Consider the following 25,589-nt stretch of genomic DNA (forward strand, 5'->3'; position numbering starts at 1 on the left):
AGACCGCCGATGCAGGGATTGTTGCCACTGATTCCGCTTTGTCCGCTGCTGGGCTGCCTCGCGCTGATCTTCGGCCAGGGGCTGATGCCGCGGCGGGCCGTGCCGTGGGTTGGAGCCGGTTCGGTTGGGCTGGCCGCTTTGCTGACCGGCATGGTGGGAGGCCAATTCCTGGGCGGCTCGCTGGAGCCCGTCACGGTCACATTGTGGACCTGGCTGCGTTCCGGGGAACTCGGACCGGATTTCGCGCTGTATCTGGATGCCCTGTCTTTATCGATGCTGTTCATCGTGACCGGCGTCGGCTTTCTGATCCATGTCTACTCCGCCGGCTTCATGGCGGACGATCCCGGTTCCGCGCGCTTCTTCGCCTACATGAACCTGTTCGTCGCCGCGATGCTGATATTGGTGCTGGCCGACAATCTGGTGCTGCTGTACCTGGGTTGGGAAGGCGTCGGTCTATGCAGTTATTTGCTGATCGGCTTCTGGTACCAAGAGCCTGCGAACGGTGCTGCGGCACGGAAGGCCTTCGTGACGACGCGGGTCGGGGACACCGCGCTGGCGCTGGGTCTATTCCTGCTGTTCACGGAATTGCGGACCCTGGACATCCAGCCGCTGATGGAGGCGGCGTTGAATCACTGGACATCCGGCGATCCGACGGCCTCATTGGCCGCCTTGCTCTTGCTCGGCGGAGCGGTCGGCAAATCGGCGCAGTTGCCGCTGCAGACCTGGTTACCGGACGCGATGGCCGGACCGACGCCGATCAGTGCACTGATCCATGCGGCGACGATGGTGACGGCCGGCGTCTACCTTATCGCCCGTATGCACAGTCTGTTCGAACTGGCCCCCGACGTGCTGCTATTGGTCGCGGTGGTCGGCAGCGTGACCTTGCTGATGGCGGGCTTCAGCGCGCTGACCCAGACGGACATCAAGCGCATCCTCGCCTATTCGACGATAAGCCAGATCGGCTACATGTTCCTGGCCCTCGGGGTCGGTGCGTGGCCGGCGGCGGTGTTCCATCTGATGACCCACGCCTATTTCAAGGCGTTGCTGTTTCTGGGGGCCGGCGCGGTGATCCATAGCTACCACCACGAGCACGACATCTTCCGGATGGGAGGGCTGCGTCAACGCCTGCCGGTTGCCTTCTGGAGCTTCGTTTTCGGCAGCGCGGCGCTGATGGCTCTGCCATTCACGTCGGGCTACTACAGCAAGCACGAAATCCTGCTCGCCGCGTACGCGGGCAGGGGGGGCGCATGGCTGTGGGCCGGCGGCCTGTTCGGCGCCATGCTGACGGGACTCTACAGTGCCCGGCTCCTCTTCGTCGCATTCTTCGGGCGAGCGAACACGCACGCGAGCGAGCAACTCGGATTGAGCATGAAGCTTCCGCTGTTCGTGTTGTGCGGGCTTTCGCTACTGGGCGGGTTCTGGGTAATACCGTTGGCGAGCGTGTTCGGAGAAACGGCGGTCGTGCCTCATCCCCCTGACGGGATCGGCTTGATCAGCACGTTTGCGCCACTCGTCGGTATCGCGATTGCGGCGGCCTTTTATTGGCAACGCCTGTATTCCAGCGACAACCTGATGGCCTCTAGCCTGGGCCAGCCGCTGTACCGGCTCTGGTTCAGCGGCTGGGGCTTCGACTGGCTGTACGCGCGCGCGTTCGTCGAACCGTTCAAGTGGTTCGCGCGAATCAATCAGCGCGACGGTATCGACGGGGTGTACCGCGGCATCGCGGCGCTGGCGCGCGCTGGCCATGCGCAGGCCTCGGCGGCGCAGAACGGACGGCTCCGGTGGTACGTTGCCAGTCTCGTCAGCGGCGCCGTGCTGGTGGTCGCGCTGGGAGCCTGGTGGTGATGCTGGTTTTACTGATTGCCATCCTGGCGGTGGGCGGGCTGGCGGCCTGGTACGGGGAACGCGCCGGTCCCGATGCCCCGCGCTGGATCGCGCTGGCGGCGATCTCGTTGGTCGGACTGTTGCTGCTGCCCTATTTCGGTCCCGCGGTCTCGCCGACCGATGGAGCCTGGTTGTCGGAGATTTACGCGACCTGGATCCCGCGGTTCGGTGTCGGGTTTCATCTCGCGCTCGACGGTTTGAGTCTGGCCCTGGCGGTGCTGACCGTGCTGCTCGGCGCGGCGGCCGTGGCCGCATCCTGGACCGAGATACGGGATCGGGTCGGCTTTTTTCACTGCAACCTGCTGTGGACCCTGGCCGGAGTGCTCGGCGTGTTCCTGGCGATGGACCTGTTCCTGTTCTTCGTCTTCTGGGAAGCCATGATCGTACCGATGGCGCTGTTGATCGCCATCTGGGGGCATGAAGACCGCACTGCAGCGGCGATGAAGTTCTTCCTGTTCACGCAGCTCAGCGGGCTGCTGATGCTGCTCGCGATGATCGGCCTGGTGTTGCTGCATCATCGGAATACCGGCATTTTCACCTTCGATTATCCGGTCTTGCTGAACGCCGAGCTCGACGGTGACGTCGCGCGGTGGCTGATGTTGGGTTTCTTTGTCGCGTTTGCGGTGAAGCTGCCTGCGGTCCCGTTTCATACCTGGTTGCCGGACGCGCACACGCAGGCGCCGACGGGTGGCAGCGTGCTGCTGGCCGGCGTGCTGCTGAAGACCGGGGCCTATGGTTTGCTCCGTTTCGTGCTGCCGCTGTTTCCCGAAGCGGCCGCCGCATTCGCGCCGGTTGCGCAAGGGCTGGGCGTCGCCAGCATCCTGTACGGCGGCTGGCTGGCGTTCGGGCAGGACGACATGAAGCGCCTGATTGCCTACACCAGCATCAGCCACATGGGCTTCGTGCTGGTCGGTGTCTTCGCCTGGAACGAGCAAGGCATTGACGGGGCCGTCATGACGATGCTCGCGCACGGCATCAGTGCGAGCGCGCTGTTCATGTTGGCAGGCGGACTGCAGGAACGCATCCACACCCGCGACATGCGTCGGATGGGGCGCTTGTGGGCGGATGTGCCGCGCATGGGCGCGATCGCGCTGTTTTTCTCCGTCGCTGCCCTTGGCCTTCCGGGGCTGGGCAATTTCGTCGGCGAGTTTCTGGTATTGCAGGGCGGATATCTCGTCAGCCCGGTGATCACCGCCATTGCCGCATTGGGCCTGGTCGTCGCGCCGGTCTATTCTCTGGTCCTGATGCAGCGCGTGTTTCAGGGGACTTGTCTCGAGCCGCACCGCCTGTCCGATTGCGGTGGGCGTGAGTTGGCGGCCTTCGGCGTGTTGATGCTGGCGACGCTCTGGCTGGGCCTGTATCCGTTGCCCGCATTGACGGTCGCGAAATGGGCAACGGCCCCGGTTGTGGAACTCTCGTACAGCGGCGAGGATCCGCCACCATGAGTGCGGCAGCTATCGGGTCGGCCGAGTTGACCGCGCTGCTGCCGATTGTCACGCTGGGGACGACGGCTGTCGTCGTATTGTTGTGGATCGCGTTCCGCCGCAATCATGCAGAAGCCGTCTGGCTAACCCTCGGCGGACTGTCCGCGACGCTGCTCGCGCTGGCTCCGGCAGCCGGGACGGGCCCGCGGGACGTGACCGGACTGCTGCGCATCGATGGCTATGCGCTGTTCTTCATCGCCTTGTTCTGCCTGGCCGCGATCATTGTCGTGCTGCTGGCACGCGATTATCTGCGGGAGCGTGCCGAGCAGCCGGAAGAGTTCTATCTGCTGCTGCTGACGTCATTGCTGGGCGCCTCGGTGCTCGCGGCCAGTACGCACTTCGCTTCGTTCTTTCTGGGCCTGGAAACCCTGAGCATCTCCTTGTTCCCGCTGATCGCCTATGCGACGCGCGATGCGCGCGCGCTGGAAGCCGCGACGAAATATCTGGTGCTTTCAGGGGTGGCGTCGGGGTTCCTGCTGTTCGGCATGGCTCTGGTCTATGCTGAGACGGGGAGTCTGGCCTTCGGTGGCACCGCACCGGCCGCTACGGCGGTGCTGCAGGCCGGTGCGGTGCTGATCCTCGTCGGTGTGGGGTTCAAACTGTCGTTTTTTCCGTTTCACCTGTGGACCGCCGACGTCTATCAGGGCGCGCCGGCGCCGGTCACGGCGCTGCTGGCGACCGTGTCTAAAGGCGCGGTATTTGCCGTGTTGCTGCGGTATGGCGTCGATGCCCCGCTGGCGCGCTTGCCGATGTCCGAGACGGTCCTCGGTACGCTGGCCGGCGCCTCGATGCTGATCGGGAATCTCGCAGCATTGGCGCAGCACAATCTGAAACGCCTGCTGGCCTATTCCTCGATCGCCCACATGGGGTATTTGCTGCTGGCCGTCATCGCCATGCAGCGGATCGGTCCCGCGCTCGCCGCCGAAACGCTGGGCTTCTACCTGGCTGCCTATACCCTGACGACACTGGCGGCCTTCGGCGTGATGACGGCGATGAGCCCGGCCGATCGGGAGGCTGAGGAAATCGGCGACTACGCCGGACTGTTCTGGACACGGCCCGCGATCGCGCTGTTGCTGACACTGTCCCTGCTGTCGTTGGCGGGTATTCCGCTGACGGCCGGGTTTATCGGGAAGTTCTATCTGTTCATCGCGGCGAGTCACGCGGCGCTGTGGCCATTGCTCGGGCTGTTCGTCGTCGGCAGCGGCCTCGGCCTCTATTACTACCTTCGGGTCATCTTCCGGATGGCCGCGTCCGTCGGAGAAGGAACGGCACCCGGGCCATCGGGAGCGCTGCAGGTGAGCCTCGGCACCGAGGCAGCGCTGGCGTTTCTGGGGTTGTCGATTGCCGTGCTGGGGCTGCTGCCGGCGAGTCTGATCGACTTTCTCGCGGCCGAGGCGCTGCGCTAACGCCCGGATACGACACGCCGCAGTGCACCATCCTTCATCCGAAGGAGGGTCTGGGTGATTGTGCGGCTGCCGATTGCGAGCGACCGGTCGAAACTCGCCGGCTGATGTCTTTGCCGCCTGATTTCTTTATCCGGTCGACCGAGAAGGATTCCCGGTGCCGGCGGCCACCTTCATGAGCGCGCCAGGAAAGCCGCCTGCAGACATTGGTACGCGTAGCGCGTGTCCCATGTCAGAAACGCGCAATACCGAATCCGCAATTCCTGCAGGCAGGCGACGATCTTTCTGGCCGTGTTGGGACAAGGACGCCGCGCGTAGGAGCGAAGCAGAAATGACAGCGCTGCTTCCAAGGTTTCCATGGGAAGAGGTCGCGGCATGGGTCTTCTCGGACTCGGGTGGTTGCGAATAATTCTCATCCAAGCCGTGGCGAATTGCAACCGCTCGGGTCGAGGGAAAGCGCATCGAGCGACGCTTGCCGCTGCGTCGCTCCCGAAGGATTTCCCGATGGCCGGATCGAGCGAGCGGGCCTCCGAATAACGGGTGCCGGCTTGGTGCCGCAGATCTCCCTTGAGCACGCTCCGGGCGGGTCGCCCGTCGCGGAGGTGTTACAATCGCGTGCTTGAGTTAGGCAAACAGACAGTGACGGAGCATGGCAGGTCATAGTAAGTGGGCGAACATCCAGCACCGGAAAGGGGCTCAGGATGCGCGGCGCGGCAAGCTGTTCACGAAGCTGATCCGGGAAATCACCGTATCGGCGCGGCAGGGTGGTCCCGAGGCGGCAAATAACCCGCGGCTGCGGGCAGCCGTGGACAAGGCCCTGACCGCGAACATGTCCAAGGACACGATCGATCGCGCAATCAAGAAGGGCGCGGGGGCCGGGGAAGGCGACAACTATGAGGAAGTACGCTACGAGGGGTACGGGCCGGGCGGCGTCGCCGTCATGGTCGATTGCCTGACCGACAACCGCAACCGCACCGTGGCCGAAGTCCGGCACGCCTTTTCGAAGGCGGGCGGTAACCTGGGCACCGACGGGTCGGTCGCCTATCTGTTCACGAAGGTCGGGCAACTGAGCTTCCCGGCCGGGGTCGAGGAAGACCGGGTCATGGAAGCAGCCCTCGATGCCGGTGCCGACGACGTGATCACGAACGACGATGGATCCGTCGACGTCCTGACGGCGCCCGAGCATTTCGAAGCGGTGCGCGATGCGCTGGTCACGGCAGGTCTTGTCGCCGAGAATGCCGAAGTGACGATGCGGGCCAACACGGCGAGCAAGCTCGACGCCGCCGACGGCGAAAAGATGATCCGCCTGCTGGAACGCCTGGAGGACCTCGACGACGTGCAGAACGTCTATTCGAATGCCGACATCAGCGAAGAGATTCTTGCGAAGATCGCGTGAAGCGGGTGTTTGCATTGACGGTCGTGCCGCGAACGGCAATGCCCGAGGCTGACGCGACAACTTCCCCTTGCAGCGCGGGCCGCGGCCCGGCGGTCGCCGCTTGACGCGCGTACTGGGCATCGACCCGGGTTCCCGCATCACCGGTTTTGGTGTGGTCGACGAATTCCCCGGTCGCCTGGCCGTCGTCGCCTGCGGCTGCATCAAGACCGAAGCCGATTCGTTTCCCGAGCGTCTGCGACAGATCTATCAGGGTATCTTTCAGGTTGTTGAGGAGCATGCGCCGACCGAGATCGCGATCGAGCAGGTGTTCGCCCACAAGAACATGGACTCGGCGTTGAAACTGGGCCAGGCACGGGGCGCGGCGATCTGCGGCGGCATCGCCGCCGGTCTGCCGGTGCACGAATATGCTGCTCGCGAAGTTAAACTGGCGCTGGTCGGAAAGGGCAGCGCCGAGAAGCAGCAAGTCCAACACATGGTTCGCATTCTGCTCTCGTACAAGGAACCGCTGACCTTGGATGCCAGCGATGCGCTGGCAGTGGCCTTGTGCCATCTGCATCATCAACAGACACGGCGCCGCATGCAGCGAGTCGCCGGGGTGGGGCGATGATCGGCTTTCTACGCGGTACGCTGGTCGCAAAACGCGCACCTTCGGTGCTGGTCGATGTCGGTGGCGTTGGCTACGAGGTCGATGCGCCGATGTCGACCTTCTTCCAGTTGCCCGAGCCCGGCGTCGAGGTGTTGTTGTTCACGCATCTCGTCGTTCGGGAAGACGCGCATAGCCTGTTCGGCTTCCTGTCCGAGGAAGAGCGCGCGCTGTTCCGCAACCTGATCCGGGTGACCGGAATCGGGGCCAAGCTGGCGCTCGGCATCCTGTCCGGTGTCAGCGCCGACGAGTTCCAGCGCTGCGTGCTGGCCGAGGACACCGCGCGTCTGGTGCGCCTGCCCGGCATCGGCAAGAAGACGGCCGAGCGCCTGATCATCGAACTGCGCGACCGGCTGCCGCAGACTCCAGCCGGCCTCGACCTGCCGGCGCGCGCGGTCACGCAGCAGCCGCTGGGCGCTGCCGACGAGGCCATCAGCGCGCTGCTGGCGCTGGGTTTTCGTCCGGCCGAGGCCAGCGCGCTGGTCCAGGCCATCCCGGCTGAGGGCAAGACCAGCGAAGACCTGATCCGCGCCGCGCTGCAAGCGGCCGCCCGATAGGTAGCGGGTTGCCGTGACGCAGTCCCGCCTGATCAGCCCCGGCGCCGATTCCGACGACGAAGCGATCGACCGGGCGATCCGCCCACGCCGGCTCGACGACTACGTCGGCCAGGCTGCGATGCGCGAACAGATGGCAATCTTCATCCAGGCCGCGCTGCAACGTCGCGAGGCGCTGGATCATGTGCTGATCTTCGGTCCGCCCGGACTCGGCAAGACGACACTGGCCAACATCGTCGCCAACGAACTTGGCGTGCAGATCCGGCACACCTCAGGCCCCGTCCTGGAAAAGGCCGGCGACGTTGCCGCACTGCTGACCAACCTCGAACCGCGCGACGTACTGTTCATCGACGAGATCCACCGGCTGAGCCCGATGGTCGAGGAAGTGCTCTATCCGGCGATGGAGGACTACCAGATCGACATCATGATCGGGGAAGGTCCGGCCGCCCGCTCGATCAAGCTCGACATCCCACCCTTCACGCTGGTCGGTGCGACGACGCGCGCCGGTTTGCTGACCTCGCCGCTGCGCGACCGCTTCGGCATCGTGCACCGACTGGAGTTTTACTCGGTCGACGAACTGACGCAGATCGTCACGCGCTCGGGCCGCATTCTCGGGCTGGCAATGACGCCCGAGGGCAGCCGCGAGGTGGCCCAGCGCTCGCGCGGCACGCCGCGGATCGCGAACCGGCTGCTGCGGCGGGTCCGCGATTTCGCGCAGGTCATGGCCGACGGTGAAGTGACGCTGGAGGTGGCCGGCAAGGCGCTCGAGATGCTGAAAGTCGATCCGCACGGATTCGACCAACTCGACCGCAAATTCCTGATGACGATGATCGACAAGTTCGACGGCGGCCCGGTCGGTCTGGACAACCTCGCGGCAGCGATCGGCGAGGAACGCGGCACGATCGAGGACGTGCTGGAGCCCTATCTGATCCAGCAGGGTTTCATCATGCGCACGCCGCGCGGGCGCGTCGCGACGCGCAGCGCCTATCTGCATTTCGGCCTGGAGCCGCCGCGCTTCGCGGGGGCGACGGAGGAATTGTTTTGACCGCTGCCGCGGCGCGCTTTATCTGGCCCGTTCGTGTCTACTACGAGGACACGGATGCCGGCGGCGTCGTCTATCACGCGAATTACCTCCGTTTCATGGAGCGGGCACGAACGGAACGCCTGCGGGCACTCGGCCTTGAGCTGACCCATCTGCAGGAAACCGAGGGCCTGGTGTTCGCCGTACGTGGGATGGAGGTCGATTACCTGAGGCCCGCGCGCCTCGGCGACCAGTTGCTGGTCACCGCCGATGTCGACGACATCAAGCGTGTCAGTCTGACCTTTCGACAGGCTGTTTACCCACCCGAGTCCGCCAGCGACGCCTATTGCACGGCGCGCGTGCGCGTCGTCTGCCTGTCCGCGGATGGCTTTCGCCCGATGGCCATGCCCGATCATTTATTGGAGCGGATCCGCGATGTCGCCTGAAACCTCGCTGCTGGAACTGGTCGCGCACGCGAGCTTCGTGGTGCAACTCGTGATGCTCGCGCTGCTGGCCGTGTCGATCGTGTCGTGGACGTTCATCTTCGGCAAGTACCGGGAGATCAAGCGGGCCGAGGCAAACTGCGAGGCGTTCGAAGAGCGCTTCTGGTCGGGTATCGATCTGACGGCGCTGTACCGCGAGCTCTCCCGTGACGAGCACGAAAGCGAAGGGGTCGAGAACATTTTTCGGGCGGGGTTCAAGGAGTTCGCCCGACTGCGTCAGCAGGCGGGCATCACGCCGGAGGCCCTGATTTCCGGCGCGCAGCGCGCGATGCGGGTGGCCCTGACGCGGGAGGTGGAATTGCTCGACGAACACCTGCCGTTTCTGGCGACGGTCGGCTCGACCAGCCCGTATATCGGATTGTTTGGAACGGTCTGGGGAATCATGAATGCCTTTCGTTCCCTGGGGAATGTCAAGCAGGCCACGCTGGCAATGGTGGCTCCGGGCATCTCCGAAGCGCTGATCGCGACCGCCATGGGCCTGTTCGCGGCGATTCCGGCGGTCGTCGCCTACAACCGGTACACCACGGCGATCGACCGTCTGGCGAACCGCTACGAAACCTTTGCCGACGAGTTCCTGAGCTTGCTGCACCGTCAGGCTCACACGCAATGAACGCTCCGCGGACGCGCGGCCGTGGCCGGCGCCGGGCGATGTCGGAAATCAACGTCGTTCCCTATATCGACGTTTCGCTGGTGCTGCTGATCATCTTCATGGTTACGGCGCCGATGCTGCAGACCGGAGTGGACGTCGATCTGCCCGACGCCAACGCCAAACCCATCGACGCCCAGGCGGAATTACCGGTTCTGGTAACCATCGACGCCCAGGGCAACCTGTTCATCGACGTCGGCAATCAGGGTGATCGGCCGGTCGCGGCAGAGGCCTTGACGCGTCAGATTCAGGCGGCGCTCGCCCGCAAACCAGGCCGGGCCGTGTTGATACGGGGCGATCGGGCCGTGGACTACGGTCGGGTGATCACGGTGATGGCAGCGCTGAAGGAGGCCGGTGTGCCCAACGTCGGCCTGATGACACGCCCAATCGAGCAATGACCGCACCGTCCGCGCGCGGCCGGGCCGTGTCGTTCGGGTGGTCGGTCCTGGTGCACCTCCTGTTGCTGATGCTCCTGGTGTTTCGGTTCGACCGGGTAACGGAGGTGAGGCCGCCCGCCCAACCTGAAATCATCGAGGCTCACGTCGTCGAGTCCGCGCCGGTGAAGTCGCGCACGAGACCGCCGCGTTCGATCCCGGCGCTACCCGAAGCTACACCTCGCGAGGAGCCCGCAACGGCGGCCGGTCCTGAAGACGCAGGTGGTCAGGCGGTGCGCCCGGTCGAGGTACCGCCCGAAGAGACAGCGCCGTCGAGTCCGGATCCTGCCGAAAAGGCTGCGGCTAGCCGCCGAAACGAGGAGGCGCGCCAACAGGCCCGGGTGCAGGAACGGAATGAGGAGGCGCAGCGTCGCCGTCGCGAGCTGGAACACGAGGCGGCCCGGAACGCGGCCCGCGCGCAGGCGGAGCTTCAGGCGCGGGCTGCCAAGGAACAGGCCGAGCGTGCGCGAGCCGAGCGGCTCCGCAAGGCGGAACACGAGGCGGCGGCCCAGGCTGAGCGCGAGGAGCAGGCCGCAAAGGCCGCACGGATGAAAGCCGAGGCCGAAAGTCGCGCCCACGCCGAAGCTGTGCAGAAAGCCGAACGGACTGCGCGAGAGAAAGCCGCACGGGAGTCTGCTGCGAAGTCCGAGCGCGAGGCGGCTGCCCGCGCCCAGTCGAAACGGGAGGCCGGGGAGCGCGATGCGCTGGCGGCTCGCGCCAAGGAAGAAGCTGAACTCAGGGACAAGGCCGCGGCGGAACTGGCAGCGCGGCGGCAGGCGGAGCGGGACGCGAAGGAGCAGGCGGACCGGGCGGCGGCACGAGCCAAGGCTGAAGCTGCAGCGAAGGCCGCCGCTGAAAAGGCCGCGAAGGAACAGGCCGCGCAGGCCCGGGCCGAAGCCGAATTGCAGCAGAGGCTGGAAAAGGACGCCCAGGAGCGTGCCGCGGCCGTGGAGCGGCGGGAACGACAGGAACGCGAGCGGGCCCTGCGCGAACAGTTGGCGCAGGAAGCCGAGGCCGGGGACGAGGCCCGTATCGATGATGCCGCCCAGCAATGGGCGATTAGCAAGATCAAGCCGCGCATCAAGGCCCGTTGGGTCCGGCCGCCTTCAGCGGGCCGCGGTATGTCCTGTAAAATGCGTGTCAGCACCGACGCCGGTGGGCAGGTAACCGGCGTGGTACTCGGCAGTTGTTCCGGGGACGCGGCGTTCGCCCGTTCGGCCGAAGCCGCGGTCATGAAGGCTTCACCCTTGCCGATGCCGCCCGATCCCCGCGTGTCGGCCCGGTTGCGTTCCTTTCAGATCACCTTTCAACCCGAATAGCATGCGTCAGCCCCATTCCCGTCGTCGCTTCGCAGCCCGTCTCTGGTGCTTGTTCGCGGGCATCTGCTGGCTCGGTCTCGCGGTGGCCGAGGTATCGCTGAAGATCACCGAGGGCGTGGAGGGTGCAACGCCGATTGCTGTGGTCCCGTTCGGTGGCGCCCAGGGTGGCGACAACATCGGCGCCATCGTCGCCGCCGATCTCGAGCGCAGCGGGCGGTTCACGCCACTGCCCGTCAGCGCCATGCTGGAGCAGCCGACGCAGCCTTCGGAAGTCCGGCTCCGTAGCTGGCAGACCCTCGGGCAGGATTATCTGGTGATAGGGCGGGTGCAGCCCGGAGGTGGCGAGCGCTACGTGGCTGAGTTCTCCCTTTACGACGTGCTGAAGGATGCGCCACTGCTGGAGCAGCGCTTGCCCTTCGCGGGCGCCGAGCAACGCCGCGCCGCGCATCGTATTGCGGACATCATCTACCAGCAGCTGACCGGTGAGGCCGGTGGGTTCGCCGCTCCGGTGGCTTTCGTGACCGTCAGCGGCCGCAGTGCGCAGGAGCGGAAATACCAGCTGCAGATCGCCGACGCGGATGGTTTTGGAGCACACACCGTCTTGAGTTCGCGAGAGCCGATCATGTCCCCGGCCTGGTCGCCGGACGGCACCCGTCTGGCCTACGTGTCGTTCGAGCAGGGGAGTTCGGCCGTGTATGTGCAGACACTCGCCACCGGTGCCCGGGTCGTCGTGTCCGAGCGCAAAGGAATCAACGGCGCACCGGCTTGGTCGCCCAGCGGACAGGAACTGGCGCTGACCCTGTCCAAGGACGGGAACCCGGACATCTATGTGATGGCGATCGACAGTCGCGCGCTGCGCCGGCTGACGGATTCCCCCGGGATCGACACCGAGCCGGCCTGGTCGCCTGACGGGCGGAGCATCGTGTTCACGTCCGACCGGGGCGGACGCCCCCAGCTCTACCGGATGTCGGCAGCTGGCGGACAGGCCCAGCGCATCAGTTACGAGGGGGACTACAACGCACGCGGGGCGTACTCTCCGGACGGCCGTTACCTGGCGATGGTTAACGGGTCTGGCGGTCGCTATCGCATTGCGGTGATGAACCTGGCGACGGGTGCGCTGACGCACGTCAGTCGTGGCCCGCTCGACGAATCGCCCGGTTTCTCGCCCAACGGCCGCATGCTGCTCTATGCGGCGCGCATAGACGGTGCCGCGCGGCTGGTGGCGACGCCGCTTGCGGGTGGACGGGAGCAGGTGCTGCAGATCGGCCCGGCCGACGCACGCCAGCCGGCCTGGTCGCCGCGGGAGTAAGTCATGGCGATCCGCCTTTGGCAGCCGGTTGCTGCCGTGTTTTTCACGAGGCGTGGCTCAAGCGAGGACACACAATGGCCTTGAAGTTCTGGAATGGCGCGGCCTGCCTGGTCATCATCGCCTTTCAGGGGTGCAGTTCGTCCGGAACCAAGCCCGAGGCTGCGGCTCAGTCAGGCTCCGGGCGCGGCGGTGCGGCGCAAGTCGGCCGCTATGACCCCGCCGACGCGGCGGCGCAGGGGCAGCAGCGTGCGCGCGGAGCAGCCGATGCCGCCATGGGCTACCGGGCCCCGTCTGAACGCGTGATTTATTTCGAGTACGATAGCGACGACGTACTACCGGAATACGTGCCGCTCATCAACGCACACGCGGCGTATCTGAGCGCCAACCCGAAGCGTGTCGCCACGCTCGAGGGTCATGCCGATGAGCGCGGCTCCTCCGAATACAATGTCGGGCTGGGAGAACAGCGGGCAAGGGCGGTCGCCCGCATGCTGGGACTGCAGGGTGTGTCGGAAGGCCAGTTGCAGATCGTCAGTTACGGCGAGGAGAAGGCGGCCGACCTCGGGCATGATGAGGCGGCCTGGCAGCGTAACCGCCGGGTTGAAATCAACTATACGGGACGTTAAGCGATGCGTGGATACCTGATCGTGGTAGTGGCGGGGCTGGGTCTGGCGATGCAGGCCGGTGCCCTCCGGGCAGCGGAACCTTACGACGTGTACGATCGTGCTGCCGGGTACGGGGTCGATACGCTCGAGCGCCGCGTGGAAAAGCTCGAGAAGAAACTCTCCGGCCAAGCCCTGAGCGGCATCAATGAACAAGTCGATCGGCTGCAGTCCGAGGTACAGCGGCTGCGCGGTGAACTCGAGAAAGCGACCAACGAAATCGCGCGGGTCAAAAAGTTGCAGAAGGAGGAGTTCGCCGATCTGGAAGCGAAGCTGCAGCAATTCGGCAAGGCGCAGACCGATCTGCAGACTCAGGTTCAGGCGCTGACTCCGCCCGCTCCCGCTACGGCGCCCGGCACGGTGCCCGGCGACGGCAGCGCGCCGATACCTGGGCAGCCGACCGATCCGGCGGCAGCAGTTCCGGGGCAGGCTCCGCCTCCCGGGACAGCGCCTGCCGATCCGGCCGCTGCGCAGACTGCAGCGGCTCCGCCCGCCGTCGCACCGCGGGAAGCGGCTTACCAGAAGGCTTTCGGAATTCTGAAGGAAGGCCGCTATCCGGAGGCCATACGGGAGCTTAAGGCATTCCTGACGGCATACCCGAGTGGGGAATATTCCGACAACGCGCAGTACTGGCTGGCTGAAGCTTTTTACGTGACGAAAGACCCAGCGGCGGCGCGCAGCGCCTTCGACACGGTCATCAAGAGTTATCCGCAGAGTTCGAAAGTCGCCGACGCCATGCTGAAGCTCGGCTTCATCGACTACGACATCGGGCAGTACGCGCAGGCTCGCGCGACGCTGAGCGAGGTCATGCGGACTTATCCGAACTCCAGCGCCGCAAAGCTGGCGGAAAAGCGGCTCGAGCGGATGCAGCAGGAAGGGCGATAGCCGAGCGATGATTGGGGTAACCGGCGGCCGTCGAGGACGCGCCGCCGGTTATGGGGACCGGGCCGAGACCCCGTCCGTGTGTTCTTACTTCTTTTTCGGTTTCGCCTTGGCTTCGGCGGCCGGCTTTTCGATGCCGAGCAACTCCACCTCGAACACCAGCGTGCTGTTCGGCGGGATTGGTCCGACGCCCGCTTCGCCATAGGCCAGAGCGGCCGGGATGAAGAGCTGCCACTTCGAACCTTCGCCCATCAACTGCAGGCCTTCCGTCCAGCCCTTGATGACCTGATCCACACGGAACGAGGCCGGCTCGCCCCGCTTGTACGAGCTGTCGAATTCCGTGCCATCCGTCAGCGTTCCCTTGTAATGCACTTTCACGGTGTCGCTGGCCTTGGGTTTCGGACCTTTGCCTTCCGTGACGACGAGATACTGCAGACCGCTGGGCAGCTTCACAACGCCGGGCTTCTTGGCATTTTCGTCAAGGAAGGTCTGGCCAGCCTTCAGATTCTTGTCGCCGGCTTCCTTTTGCGCGGCTTGCGCCTTCTCGGTCAGGCTCTTCCGCAGATCGGCCATCGTCTTGGCCATGGCTTCATCGGTCATGGCGGATTTAGCGCCGGACATGGCATCCTGAATGCCTTTCGTGAAGACCTCGGGATTTACCTCGACGCCCTGCTTCTTGAAGTCGCCGCCGATCTGGTGGCCAATGCTGTAGCTCACGCGGTCCTTTTCGTCCTTGAATGCGGCCTCGTCGGCATAAGCCACGCCGGTGAGCCCGATGATCGAGGCCGTGACGGTCAGAACATGTTTCATTCTTGCTCCTTCAGTAGTGGGCATGTGGGTAAAGGATTCCTTGGCTTCCTGTCGCGAGCGCGGCATGGTGGGGATCGAGACCTTCGCAAGGACTCCTCCCTGTTGTCGCCAGCGCCCAGCGCGGCGCAACATTGTCGCAGGATGTGCCGCAGCGTGCACTCATCGGCTCGCTGGGCCGAGCCTTGCGGGCGATACTGGATTGGAACGGTGTCCGACGCTCCGCAGAGAACGGGCAACGTTGAAAACAGGGGTCCCTCTGTTCCTGGGTCGGGCCTTCGGACTCAACTCCCCCTTGATCGATCGGCCCAAAGCGGACATCATCCGCGCTGGCTTTGACCCGGCGGCGACGCACGGAGCCCGCGAGGCCCGATGTCTTCGCCACCGACTGCTGCAGTGCAGCCCGTATCTCGGTCGCAGCTATCGCGTTTTGCGCTCAACGCGTGGGATATCCCGATAGCGGCGCCGTTCCGACGCACTGGCTATCGCCTCATGCCCAGAAGCGGATGAGCGTGCCGAGCTGACCCTACCATCGCAGGATCCGTAACAATGACGATACGCACTCGATTCGCCCCCAGTCCGACGGGTTATCTCCACATCGGTGGGGCGCGAACCGCGTTATTCTCCTGGCTTTATGCACGCCGGCATGGCGGGACCTTCGTGCTTCGCATCGAGGACACCGATCTGGAGCGGTCAACCGCCGAGTCGGTCAATGCGATTCTTGAAGGGATGACGTGGCTCGGACTGGAGTACGACGAAGGGCCGTTTTACCAGACGGAACGCTTCGACCGGTATCGCCAGGTCACACAACAGTTGCTCGATGAGGGCAAGGCCTACAAATGCTACTGCACCAGGGAGGAACTGGATGCCATGCGGGCGGATCAGATGGCCCGCAAGGAGAAACCCCGTTACGATGGACGCTGCCGCAACCGCAGCGAGCCGCGCCCGGGCGTCGAACCCGTGGTGCGGTTCCGCAATCCTGACGAAGGTCAGGTTACCATCGAGGATATGGTGCGCGGCCAGGTGCTGGTCTCGAATGCCGAACTCGACGATCTGATCATCGCGCGCTCGGACGGGACACCGACCTACAATTTCACCGTCGTCGTGGACGATCTCGACATGGGCATCACGCATGTCATTCGGGGTGATGACCACCTCAGCAATACGCCACGCCAGATGAACATTTTGGCGGCATTGGGTGCGCCGCTGCCGCGGTATGCGCATGTGCCGATGATTCTCGGCGCGGACGGCTCGCGCCTGTCGAAGCGCCATGGTGCGGTTAGCGTGATGCAATACCGGGACGACGGTTATCTGCCGGAGGCGGTGCTGAACTATCTGGTGCGTCTGGGCTGGTCTCATGGCGATCAGGAAGTGTTCTCGGTCGACGAGATGATCGAACTGTTCGACCTGGGGCAGATCAACCATTCGGCTTCGAGCTTCAATCCCGACAAGCTGCTGTGGCTGAACCATCACTACCTGATGCACGGCGACCCCTTGCATGTCGCCCATCATCTGCGTTGGCATCTGGGTCAGCTGGGCATCGATCCGACCGACGGCCCTGATCCGGTCGAGATCGTCAAGGCACAGCGCGAACGCTGCAAGACCCTGGTCGACATGGCCAGGCACAGCGCGTTCTTCTACCGCGATTTCGCCGCGTACGACGAGAAGGCCGCGCAGAAGAATTTCGCCGGCGACGCGCCGCGGGTGTTGGAGGCGTTGCGGGCGGCGCTTTCGGATCTGTCGGACTGGCAGCGCGAGGCCATACATGGGGTGCTGGCCTCGACGGCCGAGGACCTGGGCGTAAAACTTGGCAGTGTGGCCCAACCGTTGCGTGTCGCCGTGACAGGGACGAGTGTATCGCCGCCGATCGATGTGACGGTGGAATTGCTGGGCCGCGAGAAGACGCTGTGTCGCATCGACCGGGCCAGGGAATTCGTTCGGGCGCTTGGTTTGGGGTAGACAAGTCCAGCGAGGCTGCTATAATGCACGGCTTACGCGGCTGGGGCCATAGCTCAGCTGGGAGAGCGCAACAATGGCATTGTTGAGGTCGGGAGTTCGATCCTCCCTGGCTCCACCATCCTCAACCGCGTAAGTATCCGTTCCTGTCCCCATCGTCTAGAGGCCCAGGACACCGCCCTTTCACGGCGGCGACGGGGGTTCGAATCCCCCTGGGGACGCCAATGACAAAGACGGCTTGATCGGCGCATCGAGTCGTTTTCGGGCAGATGGGGTGAGCCCATTCTGACGCGATTTTCCAGCTGCTTCGAGGTTGCCTGCACGATGGCATCGATTGCTCGGACTCTGCTGAAATTCTCCATCTGGCTGGTTTTCTTCCTGCCCATGACCGCCTGCAATACCTGGTCCGGTTTCGGCAAGGATTTGCAGCACCTGGGCAAGAGCATCGAAGATCGCGCCAAGGAATCGCCGTCCACCGACAAGTAGCCACCGTCGGTTGATCTCCCCCAGTCGCTGATGGCGGTGTTGGGGCGGTTTCCATGGCAAGCCGTCGCTTCGCGATTGTCCCAGTCCGAGTCTCTATTCCTTAAATGATGTGCTCGGGCGGGCGCATGCCCGCGTGTAGTGGACAGAGCACTCACCTGCCGCCAGTTTCGCCTTGCTGAAGCTCGACTCGCGTAAGGAAGCCGTAGCGAGCGGGCAGGGCTCATTATCGTCGCTCCAGGGTACGGTCCATGCGAGGTGCGCTCAACGGTTCGCGCAATCACTCCTCCTTGCGACGCTTACGAGCCCTTGGTTTGCCCTGCATTTCAAACGGGTAAATCCAGGAAAAGCCGGACAAGTTTGGGGATAAGGATGCCTCATTCGGCCTACAACCGCTCTGGCGCTCGGGCGTTATCGATGCTCTCGCATGAGATGCCGACAACCCGGGCATCTGGGTGCTGTGAGGTTGCTCAGCCAGACCAGCAGCGCAAAAGGGAAGCAGCAGAGCATCGCCAGGAACCGCAGGATATCGACCAGCCCTTACGATGCGGGCTCGCATTAACGGGCGAAACGCCCTGGTCACCAGATTACTAGCGGTCGCCGCTGCTGATTGGATCGTGTTCGGTCTCCGCGTCGAATGCATCGCACGGCCACAGCTTGGCCGCCCCGTAATCTTTGTCGTCAAGCTTTCCGAAATCGGCGAAAAGTTCATCCGGGAGATCATCCAGGGAGTCCGGGTTGGTTCTGGTGCCCATGGTGCGCCTTAAGGGGTCATGCCGAGTTGCTGGGTACCGAAAGCCGTTCGCAGACGGTGAGCCTTGGGGGGATGGCGCCGTCATTGACAGTCGATCGAAATTCTCGATCCGTCAGCTTCCGGTAAGGTGCTTGATGGTAGCGGAGAAGAAACAGGTCCGTCACTCGGGAGAATCCGCATATGGGTAAGCGAATGCCTGCCGATCAGAAATTCGGCCAGGCCCTGAGTCAACTGGAATATCTAACAGGTTGGTTGGATTCGTAGGGAACACGGAGGGCGAAAGAGATCGCGAGAAGGAGTATCCGCAGTGTCGGAATGAATCCGTCAGCACGTCTCGGTGCTGAAGACGGTTCGATGGCAGGGCCTGTGTCCCCGAAAGGCTCGTCCGTCGGGCGTTGGGCATCTGGACTTCCGTGTACTCCTTAAGCTTCAGGACTCACTCCGTAGTGGTACGGATAGCGAGGCCGTTGCCGAGGCGGTAACTTTATCTGTCCGTTCGCCCGACAGCGGGTAGGGAAGCAGGAGCGTTCATTAGAACGGGGGGCTGGACGCGAAGTGTTTCAATCAAGATTCGCTGGAGGTAAAGCATGAGCGTGGAGACCGGAAGCAAAGCAGCTGAATGGTTGCAGCGGCAGAGTTCGCAGCTGAGTATCGAACTTGCCAGGCGCTTGACGCGCGAAGCCAGGATTGCGCGAGTAGCCTATGCGCGGGCCGCGCGGAGAGGGTTCGAACCGGGGCATGAACAGGAAGACTGGCTGGCGGCCGAGCACGAAGTGGATTCCGTTTTCGACAGGGGCCGCACACCGAACGTACTCAGGGATTGACGTGACTGCGGGGCGCAGCCACCTTCCGGGTCCATCCCGTGGAAGCGCCCCCGCGGCACAATTGCGGATGAAGACTAACGGCCCGGGGACTCGATGCGAGGTCATGCGTGAGAGCCTGATTGGGTCCCGGGCCGATCGTCCCCAAACCGGACGACATGATTGTTCATCCCTTTTTGTCTTGGCTCCTGACTATCACGGTGGCAACGTTGCCAGCCGCAAATCCGGCGTGGGATTGTTCGTTATCGACTGAAGCCGCGGCATGGACCCTCTTCGGTGTCCCGCACGGATGCGTCCACCTAATAGCTTCGCCTCGCTCGTAGCGGGCTGCGCGGATGTTGCCGCCGACGAAGTCCGCGTTGCCATGCGATGAGACGAGACAGGCGTATACGCTGTTCTTTGTCATCGCTGAAAAGCCGGACGACGAACTCGACTTCGAAATGTCGGTCCCGGAGCCGCCGGATATCGATGCTCGGTGGCGTTTCGCTTTGAAGCTCGGCAATGAATCCGCTTGCGCAACCCGTAACGTTCCCTTACGCCCAGATTGAGTTTCGTCAATGTCAGACACGGCTGGCACGCATTATCGTGACGGCATTGGAGCCCGCAGGGCCTGAGGCCCGGCGATCGCGGCTATCCGCGCAGCTCCAATGGTTTGTAACGCGGATTCAGAGGGGTAATGTGTCATGAGCGTACTGAAAGTGGTCGAGATTCTCGCGGAGTCGGAGAAAAGCTGGGAAGATGCGGCCCAGAGCGGCATCGACAAGGCGGCCCAGACACTGCGCAACATCCGCTCGATTTACGTCAAGGAAATGGAGGCCAAGGTTGCGGACGGCCGGATTACGGCTTACCGAATCAATGCCAAGATCACGTTTGAACTCGAGTAGTGGCGCAGCGCGCCGGCTGGTGACCGGCGCCACCCCAAATCACCTCTTGCCCTTGGCACAACCTTAGTCGTTGGCCAGGGCCTGCAAAGCCAGAGCATCTCGCCGATAGCGGACCACATGGCTGCGGCTTCGCTCTGCGCTTAGGATGCCACTGCGTTTGAACTGCGCCAGGGTGCGGCTCACGCTTTCCGGAGTGACCGCCAGGATACCGGCCATCTCGTCGCAGGTCAGCAGTTCCACTTCGGACGAGCGTTCGCTCCCGTGCATGCAGGCCAGGAAATTGACCAAGCGCGCGACCCTTGCCCTGACCGGACCACAGCAGAACTGCGTAAGCCACAGGTCGGCGTCCTGCAAACACTCATACCAAGTCTCGGTCAAGCGGCAGTACAGGTCTGGGTGAGTCTGCTTGAGCCGGCGGAGCCGGGTCAGCGAGAGACGGTAAGCCTCGACCGGTCCCACGGCAATTGCAGCGTGTTCGGTCATTGGATTGAGCAGTCCGCCCAGTCCGATCCATCCGCCGCGTCCAAGCAGGCGTACGATCCTCTCCCGTCCCTCGGGTCGGGTCGCAATCAGTTTGACCAGGCCTCGGCGGATGAAGAAGGCGGAATGTGCCGTGTCGCCCTGTGTGATGATCACGGAACGGGGAGGGTACCAACAGCGCCGTGCGCTGCGGGCCATGGCCCGCAGAGCGATGCGGTCCGTACCCTTGGTCGGCTGCTGTGGAAGAGCCAGAGTAGTTCCAGCGCGGCCACCTTCCAGGCGCATCTGGGTTGCTGTTGCGCAGCAAAGCATGAGTTACCTCGGACAATCGATCTCGGCCGGAAGCGCTTGGACTCCTGCCTGGAGTTCAGGGACATCGCGGTCGTGGCGATGACGACGTGACGCGGTGCTACGATGCGCACTCGTGCTGGTCGACCTCTCGTTCGGCCGCCAGCCAGTCATCGAGTTCATGGCCGGCTTCGAATCCCCGTGCCTCGGATTTTCGATAAGCCAGAGCGGCGATCCGTAGTTCGCGGCACGCCTCTGCCGACTGGGCGCTTTCCTCCTGGGGAGGAGGTGACGTGAATTGGATAGGGTTTGCGATTGCTTTCTGCGCAGCCATAGGGTGTCTCCGAATTCCGCTGTGGGGTGTGGATCGTGCATCAGAGCCAAAGGTCTGCGGGGACCAGCGGGCTCGATGGCGCTTTCCAAGAGCCTACCGGACGCTCAGTGCGGCTGAAATCCGTGTACTTACCTAGATAAAGCAGCCTAGTTGTCAGATCGGCACCGCCGGTTGGCCGAGGACGTCCCTGTCCAGAGAAGCGGTGCCATCCGGCTTGGGAGGTAGATCCAAGGAAGAAGGCGTTCGGGGCCGTATCACGAATGCGCGCCCGGACCGGGCGCATCTCGTGTCTTGTGAACCGGCCGTCCCACGCAGCCCCGGAGACCGCGGGGAGGGAGGTGGAACCCGTTCATCACGGCGTGCAGGCTGGGCGTCGATCGGGATCTCGCGCGCCCGAAGCGGACCTCCGCGCGTCCTGGCTCATCCGTCGACCGAGCGCTTTCCATAATGCGCATCGAGAGCGGCCTGGTCGGCTGGGCTGATGGCCCTGTTTCGATCATAGGGTGGCGCGGTTCGGATTGATTCCCGGCTCAGGTCGACCGTCACGTGGCGGAAGCCCCAGTCGACTCCGAGTATCCACATCGGCGCGATCAGCACGTGCTTGCCCGGGAGCCAGTTGCGGGTGGCAACTTCCAGGAACCGGATCTTCCAGTCGGGCTCTTCCAGAATGAAATCCTCGACATGACCGATGTCGCCGTCTTGGGCATGGATGTGATAGCCCTTGAGTTCTGCACTGTCGCGCAGGTGTGGATGGGCCGGCTTTACCGGCGCATCGAGGTGTTCCGTTGCCGCTTCACGAGGTTGGAACAAACCCCAATCGGGCGTTGCCACCCGATAGGGCGGGGAACTGACGAAGCGCTCATACTGCTGCTCGTAATGGGCTGAGACGGGCGGGCGTGTTTCGGCCAAGGGGGCGCTTTCGATCTGGCGGCAACTCAACGCCACGTCCAGGCAGTGGGCGTCCGCAAGCGTTTCTCTGACTGTTGCCGGTGGGAGAAGCACCTCCCGCCCGAACACCCAGCTTCCCATGCGCACGACAAAATAGCGCACCCCCCAGTCCTGATCATCAAAATAGACCTTGACCACATTGCCGATGATGCCGTCCTCGGCCAGCAGACTGTAGCCGGTCAGTTCTCGCAACCTACGGAGTTGATTCATGGTGTTGGGGGCGACGTGGTCAGGGTGGCAATTAGCGGTCGATGCGATGGGCGATGGCAGAGCCGAGCGGGGAAAGCGTGAGCTGCCACAATTGGGTGTGCCGGGCCCGGAAAGCGCCTGCAAAGCTGAGCAGGTAGTAGCGCCACATTCGCAGAAAGCGCTCTCCATAACGCGCCTCGATTTCGCGGCGGTGCGTTGCGCAGTTTTGCCACCAGTGCATTAACGTGCGGTCGTAGTCGGGCCCGAAGCAATGCCAGTCTTCAAGCGTGAATAGCCCCTCGGCGGCCGAGGTGATCTGGGATGCGGAGGGCAGCATCGAGTTGGGGAAGATGTATTTCTCGACCCAGGGATTGCCTGCCGCAGCGGATCGATTCGCGCCGATGGTATGCAGCAGAAAAAGGCCGTCGGGTGCCAGACAGTCCCGGGCGATCCGGAGATAGGTCGCATAGTTCTTGTGGCCAACGTGTTCGAACATGCCGATCGAGAAAATCCGGTCGAATCGTCCCTGCAGTTGCCGGTAGTCCTGCAGCCGTATCGACACGGGCAATCCTCGGCACCGCTGCTGGGCGACCTGATGCTGCGCCTGGGAGACGGTGATGCCCACCACCTCGACCCCGTAGCGCTCGGCTGCAAATTGCGCCGCTCCACCCCAACCGCAGCCGATATCGAGGACACGCATCCCCGATTCCAGGCCAAGTTTCCGGCAGATCAGATCCAGCTTCGCTTCCTGCGCCGTGTCCAGACTCTCGGCGTTACGCCAGTAGGCACAGCTGTAGATCATCCTGCGGTCAAGCATGGACTGGTACAGATCGTTGCCGATATCGTAGTGTTGCTCGCCGATGACGTATGCGCGGGCCGGATTCTGGAGGTTCAACACCTTTGCCTTGAGGTCGCCCAGACGCTCGATCCAGGGCCGGACCGATCCGGCTGCGCCGCTTTCCAAAAGGCGGAAAATCAATTGGTCAGGGGATGTGCATTCCCACCACCCGTCCACGTAGCTCTCGCCCAGGCCCAGAGACCCCTGGGCATGGACGCGGTTGTAGAAGCGTTCATCATTCACCTGGATGTCCCAAGGACGGTTGCCTTGGGGTCTCACGTCGGCACGTGCGAGCAATTCCTCAACGAGCTTTCGGGCGTGGTCTCGTTTCGTGCGCTGTCGCTCCAGCGGGCGAAGGCTATGCGCGGCCATGGAAAGCCCTCCTGATTACGCCATTGAGCAGGCGGCCGTTTCGGCTGATCGTGGCGTGACGGTCCAACACGTCATCGTCAACGACTGGTGCGCGAACGGTACGTCCCTGTTTCGCAGAATCCACCGGTCCGAGCCCGTCTGCATTGACAAATGTCATTGATCGCTGGCCATCGGTGTTTGCGGCGGAGGCGGCCAGGTTCTGCCTGCTTACCGACGATCCAGCCGCATGGGCCCGAGTCCGTTGACCCACCGTCGCGAACACTCCGGGCCACTGCCGGGAGGTGTGTCGCTTGTCGGCGCGGAGACGACCCGAGGGAACGATGGTCGATCCGGGGGCATCTAGAGGAGATCTTCCCGTCGTTCCCGCTATTGCCGCCCACCGCACGGAATAATTCATTACACGCTTTCGGGACGCCGCCAATGCGTACGATTGCCGTCGGTAGTCGCACGTATGTCGTCAGGACTTGACGCCTGATATGGTGACTTTCTGATGCCGTGCCGCTGTCCCGGACGGGCGGCGCCCTTGAGGCGTGGCGGCGGGTCGGGTCTGCCGCTGACTAGCGGGTATTGATGAGGTTCGGCATGACGTCCGCGCGAGACGATCAAGGTAAGGCGAAAAAGATCGCGGCGAGACTGGGCAAGAAGGGAAAGCTGGCCCTGGCGCGCCCCGAGCGCAGACGGTACGCCTGGCGTATCGTCTATCGCCACATGGCATGGGCTGGCGGCGTTGGCCTGGTCCCTTTCCCCTTCTTCGACCAAGTGGTCATCGGCGGTCTGGTCGGAAAAATGCTGGCCGAGTTGTTCGAGCTGTACGGTGTCGAAGTGACGGAGCACAAGATGAAGACGATCATGGCCGCCGTGCTCGGCGGTGCCCATACCGAGTGGCTGTCGGTCTATATGATTGATTATGCGAGGCAATATCTGCCCGCCGTGTCGCCCACGACGATGCGGGTCACGCGACCCGTCATGGCCATGGCCGTTACCTACGCGTTAGGCTGGCTGTTCCTGGAACACCTCGATGCGGGTGCCTGGCGTTCGGAGAGCTCGACCGTCGGTGGACTACCGCCATCACTGTCACTACAGCCGCCTGTCGCAAGCCGGGATAAAGGATGAGACCACAGCCCGGCCAGGCCTGGATCCTGTTCCATGAATAGCAGGCGGGGCCCTTGCCGCCGGTTGTTGTTTCTGACCTGAAGCGGGCGTAATCCAGAGAGAGCGGGAGGTCCAGATGGCGGGGAATCGAATCGAGCGCAGCGAAGTCATTGCGACGCTGAACCAAATCCTCGAGTCCGAACTCGCCGGCGTAGTGCGCTACATGCACTACTCCTTCATGGTTTTCGGCTACAGTCGCATCCCCGTGGTTGGCTGGTTACGCGGGCAGGCCGATGAATCGCTGCTGCATGCCCAGGAGATCGGAGAACTGATCACCGCGCTTGGCGGACACCCATCGCTGGGCATCGGGGAATTGCTGGAGACACATCACCATGATCTCGGCGATATCCTCCGCGAATCGCTGGAACACGAACGGGCCGCGATAGGCCTGTATGAGCAATTGCTGGAACTCGTTCAGGGTCGGAACGTGATGCTGGAGGAGTTCGCTCGCCAGAAGATCGCCGCCGAATGCCAACATCTGAGCGAGGTGGACAAGATGCTGCGGCAGGCCAACGGGCTTCCGGTCGGCGCTTGATGGACGTCGCAGCAGCCGGTCATGAGCGACCCCGATCAGGTGGCCCGTTCTCAGAACTCAGACAGAGTGCTTCGCGCTCCTCCGGTAACGGGTCTAAGCGCACCAGCGATGCGCCGCGCCGACGCGGGAATGAGGGCTGTCGGCCGGGTTTTGGGTTTCGGGTTCACGCTGGTCAACTGGCGATTGGTTGCGGTCGCCGGGCGGGGTATGCGCCAGCCGTTGTGTTGGCAGTCTTCGCAGCTTGCGCGGCCACCGCTTCCAACCTTAAAACCGTGAATGCCAGTCCTAGTGCGGGCGATCCCGTTCAGGGTCGCGCACTGGTGCGGTCTTTCGGTTGCGGCGCCTGCCACGTGATCCCGGGAATTTCCGAAGCGGACGGTATCGTCGGGCCGCCGCTCGACCGCATCGCCGAGCGCGCCTATCTGGCCGGGGTTCTCGCCAACACACACGAGAACATGGTGCGCTGGCTGCGCGATCCCCCTGCCGTCGATCCAGCAACCGCGATGCCCAAGGTCGAAATGAGCGAAAACCAGGCGCTCCATATCGCGGCCTTTCTGTATACGCTCCGATGATGCGGGCGATCCGCCCGCCGAGCCGCGCTGCATCAATAG

The 25,589-nt window shown here is 63.7% G+C and carries 28 protein-coding genes and 2 tRNA genes; 23 read left to right on the top strand and 7 right to left on the bottom strand.

What is annotated here, in order from left to right:
* The first annotated feature begins 9 nt into the window (after nt 1-9).
* From nuoL to BWR02_RS03525, 3 genes are read left to right on the top strand one after another with little or no spacing between them, the layout of a single operon-like run.
* Entirely contained in the window at nt 10-1,845 is a 1,836-nt protein-coding gene (gene nuoL, locus BWR02_RS03515; RefSeq protein WP_139556368.1) for an NADH-quinone oxidoreductase subunit L, read from the top strand.
* Nucleotides 1,845-3,329, top strand: a complete 1,485-nt coding sequence (locus BWR02_RS03520) for a complex I subunit 4 family protein (RefSeq protein ID WP_328591499.1) — start codon at nt 1,845-1,847, stop codon at nt 3,327-3,329. The genes nuoL and BWR02_RS03520 overlap by 1 nt, the downstream gene beginning before the upstream one ends.
* On the top strand, nt 3,326-4,774 hold the full coding sequence (locus BWR02_RS03525; protein WP_139556370.1) for an NADH-quinone oxidoreductase subunit N: 1,449 nt from the start codon (nt 3,326-3,328) through the stop codon (nt 4,772-4,774). The genes BWR02_RS03520 and BWR02_RS03525 overlap by 4 nt, the downstream gene beginning before the upstream one ends.
* A 170-nt stretch (nt 4,775-4,944) precedes the next feature.
* Here the strand turns inward: BWR02_RS03525 and BWR02_RS03530 are convergent, their stop codons facing one another.
* Nucleotides 4,945-5,148 (bottom strand): hypothetical protein, encoded by a 204-nt coding sequence (locus BWR02_RS03530; protein WP_139556371.1) that lies wholly within the window; start codon nt 5,146-5,148, stop codon nt 4,945-4,947.
* Between the two features lie 272 nt (nt 5,149-5,420).
* On the opposite strand from BWR02_RS03530, the gene BWR02_RS03535 reads away from it, so the two are divergent.
* From BWR02_RS03535 to ybgF, 11 genes are all read left to right on the top strand, one after another.
* Nucleotides 5,421-6,167, top strand: coding sequence for a YebC/PmpR family DNA-binding transcriptional regulator (locus tag BWR02_RS03535; RefSeq protein ID WP_139556372.1), 747 nt, complete (start codon nt 5,421-5,423; stop codon nt 6,165-6,167).
* A 100-nt stretch (nt 6,168-6,267) separates the two neighbouring features.
* Nucleotides 6,268-6,774, top strand: coding sequence for a crossover junction endodeoxyribonuclease RuvC (ruvC, locus tag BWR02_RS03540; RefSeq protein WP_139556373.1), 507 nt, complete (start codon nt 6,268-6,270; stop codon nt 6,772-6,774).
* Nucleotides 6,771-7,367, top strand: a complete 597-nt coding sequence (gene ruvA, locus BWR02_RS03545; protein ID WP_139556374.1) for a Holliday junction branch migration protein RuvA — start codon at nt 6,771-6,773, stop codon at nt 7,365-7,367. Before ruvC ends, ruvA begins: the two co-directional genes overlap by 4 nt.
* Nucleotides 7,368-7,380: 13 nt before the next feature.
* The gene (gene ruvB, locus BWR02_RS03550) at nt 7,381-8,409 is read left to right on the top strand and encodes a Holliday junction branch migration DNA helicase RuvB (protein ID WP_139556375.1); all 1,029 of its coding nucleotides are present in this window, start codon (nt 7,381-7,383) and stop codon (nt 8,407-8,409) included.
* Nucleotides 8,406-8,831, top strand: a complete 426-nt coding sequence (gene ybgC, locus BWR02_RS03555; protein WP_328591500.1) for a tol-pal system-associated acyl-CoA thioesterase — start codon at nt 8,406-8,408, stop codon at nt 8,829-8,831. The genes ruvB and ybgC overlap by 4 nt, the downstream gene beginning before the upstream one ends.
* A complete protein-coding gene (tolQ, locus tag BWR02_RS03560) occupies nt 8,821-9,498 on the top strand; it encodes a protein TolQ (RefSeq protein WP_139556376.1) in 678 nt (225 codons plus the stop codon). Before ybgC ends, tolQ begins: the two co-directional genes overlap by 11 nt.
* Entirely contained in the window at nt 9,495-9,932 is a 438-nt protein-coding gene (tolR, locus tag BWR02_RS03565; RefSeq protein WP_201276121.1) for a protein TolR, read from the top strand. Before tolQ ends, tolR begins: the two co-directional genes overlap by 4 nt.
* Nucleotides 9,929-11,287 (top strand): cell envelope integrity protein TolA, encoded by a 1,359-nt coding sequence (gene tolA, locus BWR02_RS03570; protein WP_139556377.1) that lies wholly within the window; start codon nt 9,929-9,931, stop codon nt 11,285-11,287. Before tolR ends, tolA begins: the two co-directional genes overlap by 4 nt.
* 1 nt (nt 11,288) lies before the next feature.
* Nucleotides 11,289-12,596: a Tol-Pal system beta propeller repeat protein TolB gene (gene tolB, locus BWR02_RS03575; protein WP_139556378.1), complete on the top strand. Its 1,308-nt coding sequence runs from the start codon at nt 11,289-11,291 to the stop codon at nt 12,594-12,596.
* A 74-nt stretch (nt 12,597-12,670) separates the two neighbouring features.
* On the top strand, nt 12,671-13,219 hold the full coding sequence (gene pal / locus BWR02_RS03580; protein ID WP_139556379.1) for a peptidoglycan-associated lipoprotein Pal: 549 nt from the start codon (nt 12,671-12,673) through the stop codon (nt 13,217-13,219).
* A 3-nt stretch (nt 13,220-13,222) separates the two neighbouring features.
* A complete protein-coding gene (ybgF, locus tag BWR02_RS03585) occupies nt 13,223-14,140 on the top strand; it encodes a tol-pal system protein YbgF (RefSeq protein ID WP_139556380.1) in 918 nt (305 codons plus the stop codon).
* Between the two features lie 84 nt (nt 14,141-14,224).
* On the opposite strand, the gene bamJ is transcribed toward ybgF, so the two are convergent.
* Complete coding sequence (gene bamJ, locus BWR02_RS03590) at nt 14,225-14,947, bottom strand: BamJ family beta-barrel-assembly machinery protein (protein WP_139556381.1); 723 nt, start codon at nt 14,945-14,947, stop codon at nt 14,225-14,227.
* A gap of 546 nt (nt 14,948-15,493) precedes the next feature.
* Between bamJ and gltX the strand changes: the two genes are divergently transcribed.
* The 4 genes from gltX to BWR02_RS21035 all read left to right on the top strand — a co-directional run bounded on the left by gltX (nt 15,494) and on the right by BWR02_RS21035 (nt 17,386).
* Nucleotides 15,494-16,903 carry a glutamate--tRNA ligase gene (gltX, locus tag BWR02_RS03595; RefSeq protein WP_139556382.1) on the top strand — a complete coding sequence of 470 codons (1,410 nt, stop codon included), beginning with the start codon at nt 15,494-15,496 and terminating at the stop codon, nt 16,901-16,903.
* A 42-nt stretch (nt 16,904-16,945) separates the two neighbouring features.
* A tRNA-Ala gene (locus BWR02_RS03600) sits at nt 16,946-17,021 on the top strand.
* A gap of 27 nt (nt 17,022-17,048) precedes the next feature.
* A tRNA-Glu gene (locus tag BWR02_RS03605) sits at nt 17,049-17,124 on the top strand.
* Between the two features lie 100 nt (nt 17,125-17,224).
* Complete coding sequence (locus tag BWR02_RS21035; RefSeq protein ID WP_201276122.1) at nt 17,225-17,386, top strand: hypothetical protein; 162 nt, start codon at nt 17,225-17,227, stop codon at nt 17,384-17,386.
* A gap of 587 nt (nt 17,387-17,973) precedes the next feature.
* Here the strand turns inward: BWR02_RS21035 and BWR02_RS20790 are convergent.
* Complete coding sequence (locus BWR02_RS20790) at nt 17,974-18,138, bottom strand: hypothetical protein (RefSeq protein WP_162559991.1); 165 nt, start codon at nt 18,136-18,138, stop codon at nt 17,974-17,976.
* 586 nt (nt 18,139-18,724) lie between these two features.
* Between BWR02_RS20790 and BWR02_RS03615 the strand changes: the two genes are divergently transcribed.
* Nucleotides 18,725-18,961 (top strand): DUF2934 domain-containing protein, encoded by a 237-nt coding sequence (locus BWR02_RS03615; RefSeq protein ID WP_139556383.1) that lies wholly within the window; start codon nt 18,725-18,727, stop codon nt 18,959-18,961.
* Between the two features lie 680 nt (nt 18,962-19,641).
* Nucleotides 19,642-19,842: a dodecin family protein gene (locus BWR02_RS03620; protein WP_139556384.1), complete on the top strand. Its 201-nt coding sequence runs from the start codon at nt 19,642-19,644 to the stop codon at nt 19,840-19,842.
* Nucleotides 19,843-19,905: 63 nt separating this feature from the next.
* Here the strand turns inward: BWR02_RS03620 and BWR02_RS03625 are convergent, their stop codons facing one another.
* From BWR02_RS03625 to cfa, 4 genes are all read right to left on the bottom strand, one after another.
* Complete coding sequence (locus tag BWR02_RS03625; RefSeq protein WP_162559992.1) at nt 19,906-20,607, bottom strand: Crp/Fnr family transcriptional regulator; 702 nt, start codon at nt 20,605-20,607, stop codon at nt 19,906-19,908.
* Between the two features lie 124 nt (nt 20,608-20,731).
* Complete coding sequence (locus BWR02_RS03630; protein ID WP_139556386.1) at nt 20,732-20,944, bottom strand: DUF2934 domain-containing protein; 213 nt, start codon at nt 20,942-20,944, stop codon at nt 20,732-20,734.
* Nucleotides 20,945-21,364: 420 nt separating this feature from the next.
* The gene (locus BWR02_RS03635; protein WP_139556387.1) at nt 21,365-22,102 is read right to left on the bottom strand and encodes a PRC-barrel domain-containing protein; all 738 of its coding nucleotides are present in this window, start codon (nt 22,100-22,102) and stop codon (nt 21,365-21,367) included.
* Between the two features lie 31 nt (nt 22,103-22,133).
* Nucleotides 22,134-23,291 carry a cyclopropane fatty acyl phospholipid synthase gene (cfa, locus tag BWR02_RS03640; protein WP_139556388.1) on the bottom strand — a complete coding sequence of 386 codons (1,158 nt, stop codon included), beginning with the start codon at nt 23,289-23,291 and terminating at the stop codon, nt 22,134-22,136.
* Nucleotides 23,292-23,873: 582 nt separating this feature from the next.
* On the opposite strand from cfa, the gene BWR02_RS03645 reads away from it, so the two are divergent.
* From BWR02_RS03645 to BWR02_RS21040, 3 genes are all read left to right on the top strand, one after another.
* Nucleotides 23,874-24,404: a DUF697 domain-containing protein gene (locus tag BWR02_RS03645; RefSeq protein ID WP_162559993.1), complete on the top strand. Its 531-nt coding sequence runs from the start codon at nt 23,874-23,876 to the stop codon at nt 24,402-24,404.
* Nucleotides 24,405-24,519: 115 nt separating this feature from the next.
* Nucleotides 24,520-24,978 (top strand): ferritin-like domain-containing protein, encoded by a 459-nt coding sequence (locus BWR02_RS03650; protein ID WP_139556390.1) that lies wholly within the window; start codon nt 24,520-24,522, stop codon nt 24,976-24,978.
* A gap of 272 nt (nt 24,979-25,250) precedes the next feature.
* Nucleotides 25,251-25,550, top strand: coding sequence for a c-type cytochrome (locus tag BWR02_RS21040; RefSeq protein WP_201276123.1), 300 nt, complete (start codon nt 25,251-25,253; stop codon nt 25,548-25,550).
* Nucleotides 25,551-25,589: the final 39 nt, after the last annotated feature.

The sequence above is a fragment of the Methylotetracoccus oryzae genome, assembly GCF_006175985.1.
Lineage (GTDB): Bacteria > Pseudomonadota > Gammaproteobacteria > Methylococcales > Methylococcaceae > Methylotetracoccus > Methylotetracoccus oryzae.

Excerpts from the sequence above, each read along its gene's own strand:
- nuoL (WP_139556368.1), top strand. The coding sequence starts at position 10 with ATGCAGGGATTGTTGCCACTGATTCCGCTTTGTCCGCTGCTGGGCTGC.
- BWR02_RS03520 (WP_328591499.1), top strand. The coding sequence starts at position 1,845 with ATGCTGGTTTTACTGATTGCCATCCTGGCGGTGGGCGGGCTGGCGGCC.
- BWR02_RS03525 (WP_139556370.1), top strand. The coding sequence starts at position 3,326 with ATGAGTGCGGCAGCTATCGGGTCGGCCGAGTTGACCGCGCTGCTGCCG.
- BWR02_RS03530 (WP_139556371.1), bottom strand. The coding sequence starts at position 5,148 with ATGCCGCGACCTCTTCCCATGGAAACCTTGGAAGCAGCGCTGTCATTT.
- BWR02_RS03535 (WP_139556372.1), top strand. The coding sequence starts at position 5,421 with ATGGCAGGTCATAGTAAGTGGGCGAACATCCAGCACCGGAAAGGGGCT.
- ruvA (WP_139556374.1), top strand. The coding sequence starts at position 6,771 with ATGATCGGCTTTCTACGCGGTACGCTGGTCGCAAAACGCGCACCTTCG.
- tolQ (WP_139556376.1), top strand. The coding sequence starts at position 8,821 with ATGTCGCCTGAAACCTCGCTGCTGGAACTGGTCGCGCACGCGAGCTTC.
- tolR (WP_201276121.1), top strand. The coding sequence starts at position 9,495 with ATGAACGCTCCGCGGACGCGCGGCCGTGGCCGGCGCCGGGCGATGTCG.
- tolA (WP_139556377.1), top strand. The coding sequence starts at position 9,929 with ATGACCGCACCGTCCGCGCGCGGCCGGGCCGTGTCGTTCGGGTGGTCG.
- tolB (WP_139556378.1), top strand. The coding sequence starts at position 11,289 with ATGCGTCAGCCCCATTCCCGTCGTCGCTTCGCAGCCCGTCTCTGGTGC.
- pal (WP_139556379.1), top strand. The coding sequence starts at position 12,671 with ATGGCCTTGAAGTTCTGGAATGGCGCGGCCTGCCTGGTCATCATCGCC.
- ybgF (WP_139556380.1), top strand. The coding sequence starts at position 13,223 with ATGCGTGGATACCTGATCGTGGTAGTGGCGGGGCTGGGTCTGGCGATG.
- bamJ (WP_139556381.1), bottom strand. The coding sequence starts at position 14,947 with ATGAAACATGTTCTGACCGTCACGGCCTCGATCATCGGGCTCACCGGC.
- gltX (WP_139556382.1), top strand. The coding sequence starts at position 15,494 with ATGACGATACGCACTCGATTCGCCCCCAGTCCGACGGGTTATCTCCAC.
- BWR02_RS21035 (WP_201276122.1), top strand. The coding sequence starts at position 17,225 with ATGGCATCGATTGCTCGGACTCTGCTGAAATTCTCCATCTGGCTGGTT.
- BWR02_RS20790 (WP_162559991.1), bottom strand. The coding sequence starts at position 18,138 with ATGGGCACCAGAACCAACCCGGACTCCCTGGATGATCTCCCGGATGAA.
- BWR02_RS03615 (WP_139556383.1), top strand. The coding sequence starts at position 18,725 with ATGAGCGTGGAGACCGGAAGCAAAGCAGCTGAATGGTTGCAGCGGCAG.
- BWR02_RS03620 (WP_139556384.1), top strand. The coding sequence starts at position 19,642 with ATGAGCGTACTGAAAGTGGTCGAGATTCTCGCGGAGTCGGAGAAAAGC.
- BWR02_RS03625 (WP_162559992.1), bottom strand. The coding sequence starts at position 20,607 with ATGCGCCTGGAAGGTGGCCGCGCTGGAACTACTCTGGCTCTTCCACAG.
- BWR02_RS03630 (WP_139556386.1), bottom strand. The coding sequence starts at position 20,944 with ATGGCTGCGCAGAAAGCAATCGCAAACCCTATCCAATTCACGTCACCT.
- BWR02_RS03635 (WP_139556387.1), bottom strand. The coding sequence starts at position 22,102 with ATGAATCAACTCCGTAGGTTGCGAGAACTGACCGGCTACAGTCTGCTG.
- cfa (WP_139556388.1), bottom strand. The coding sequence starts at position 23,291 with ATGGCCGCGCATAGCCTTCGCCCGCTGGAGCGACAGCGCACGAAACGA.
- BWR02_RS03645 (WP_162559993.1), top strand. The coding sequence starts at position 23,874 with ATGACGTCCGCGCGAGACGATCAAGGTAAGGCGAAAAAGATCGCGGCG.
- BWR02_RS03650 (WP_139556390.1), top strand. The coding sequence starts at position 24,520 with ATGGCGGGGAATCGAATCGAGCGCAGCGAAGTCATTGCGACGCTGAAC.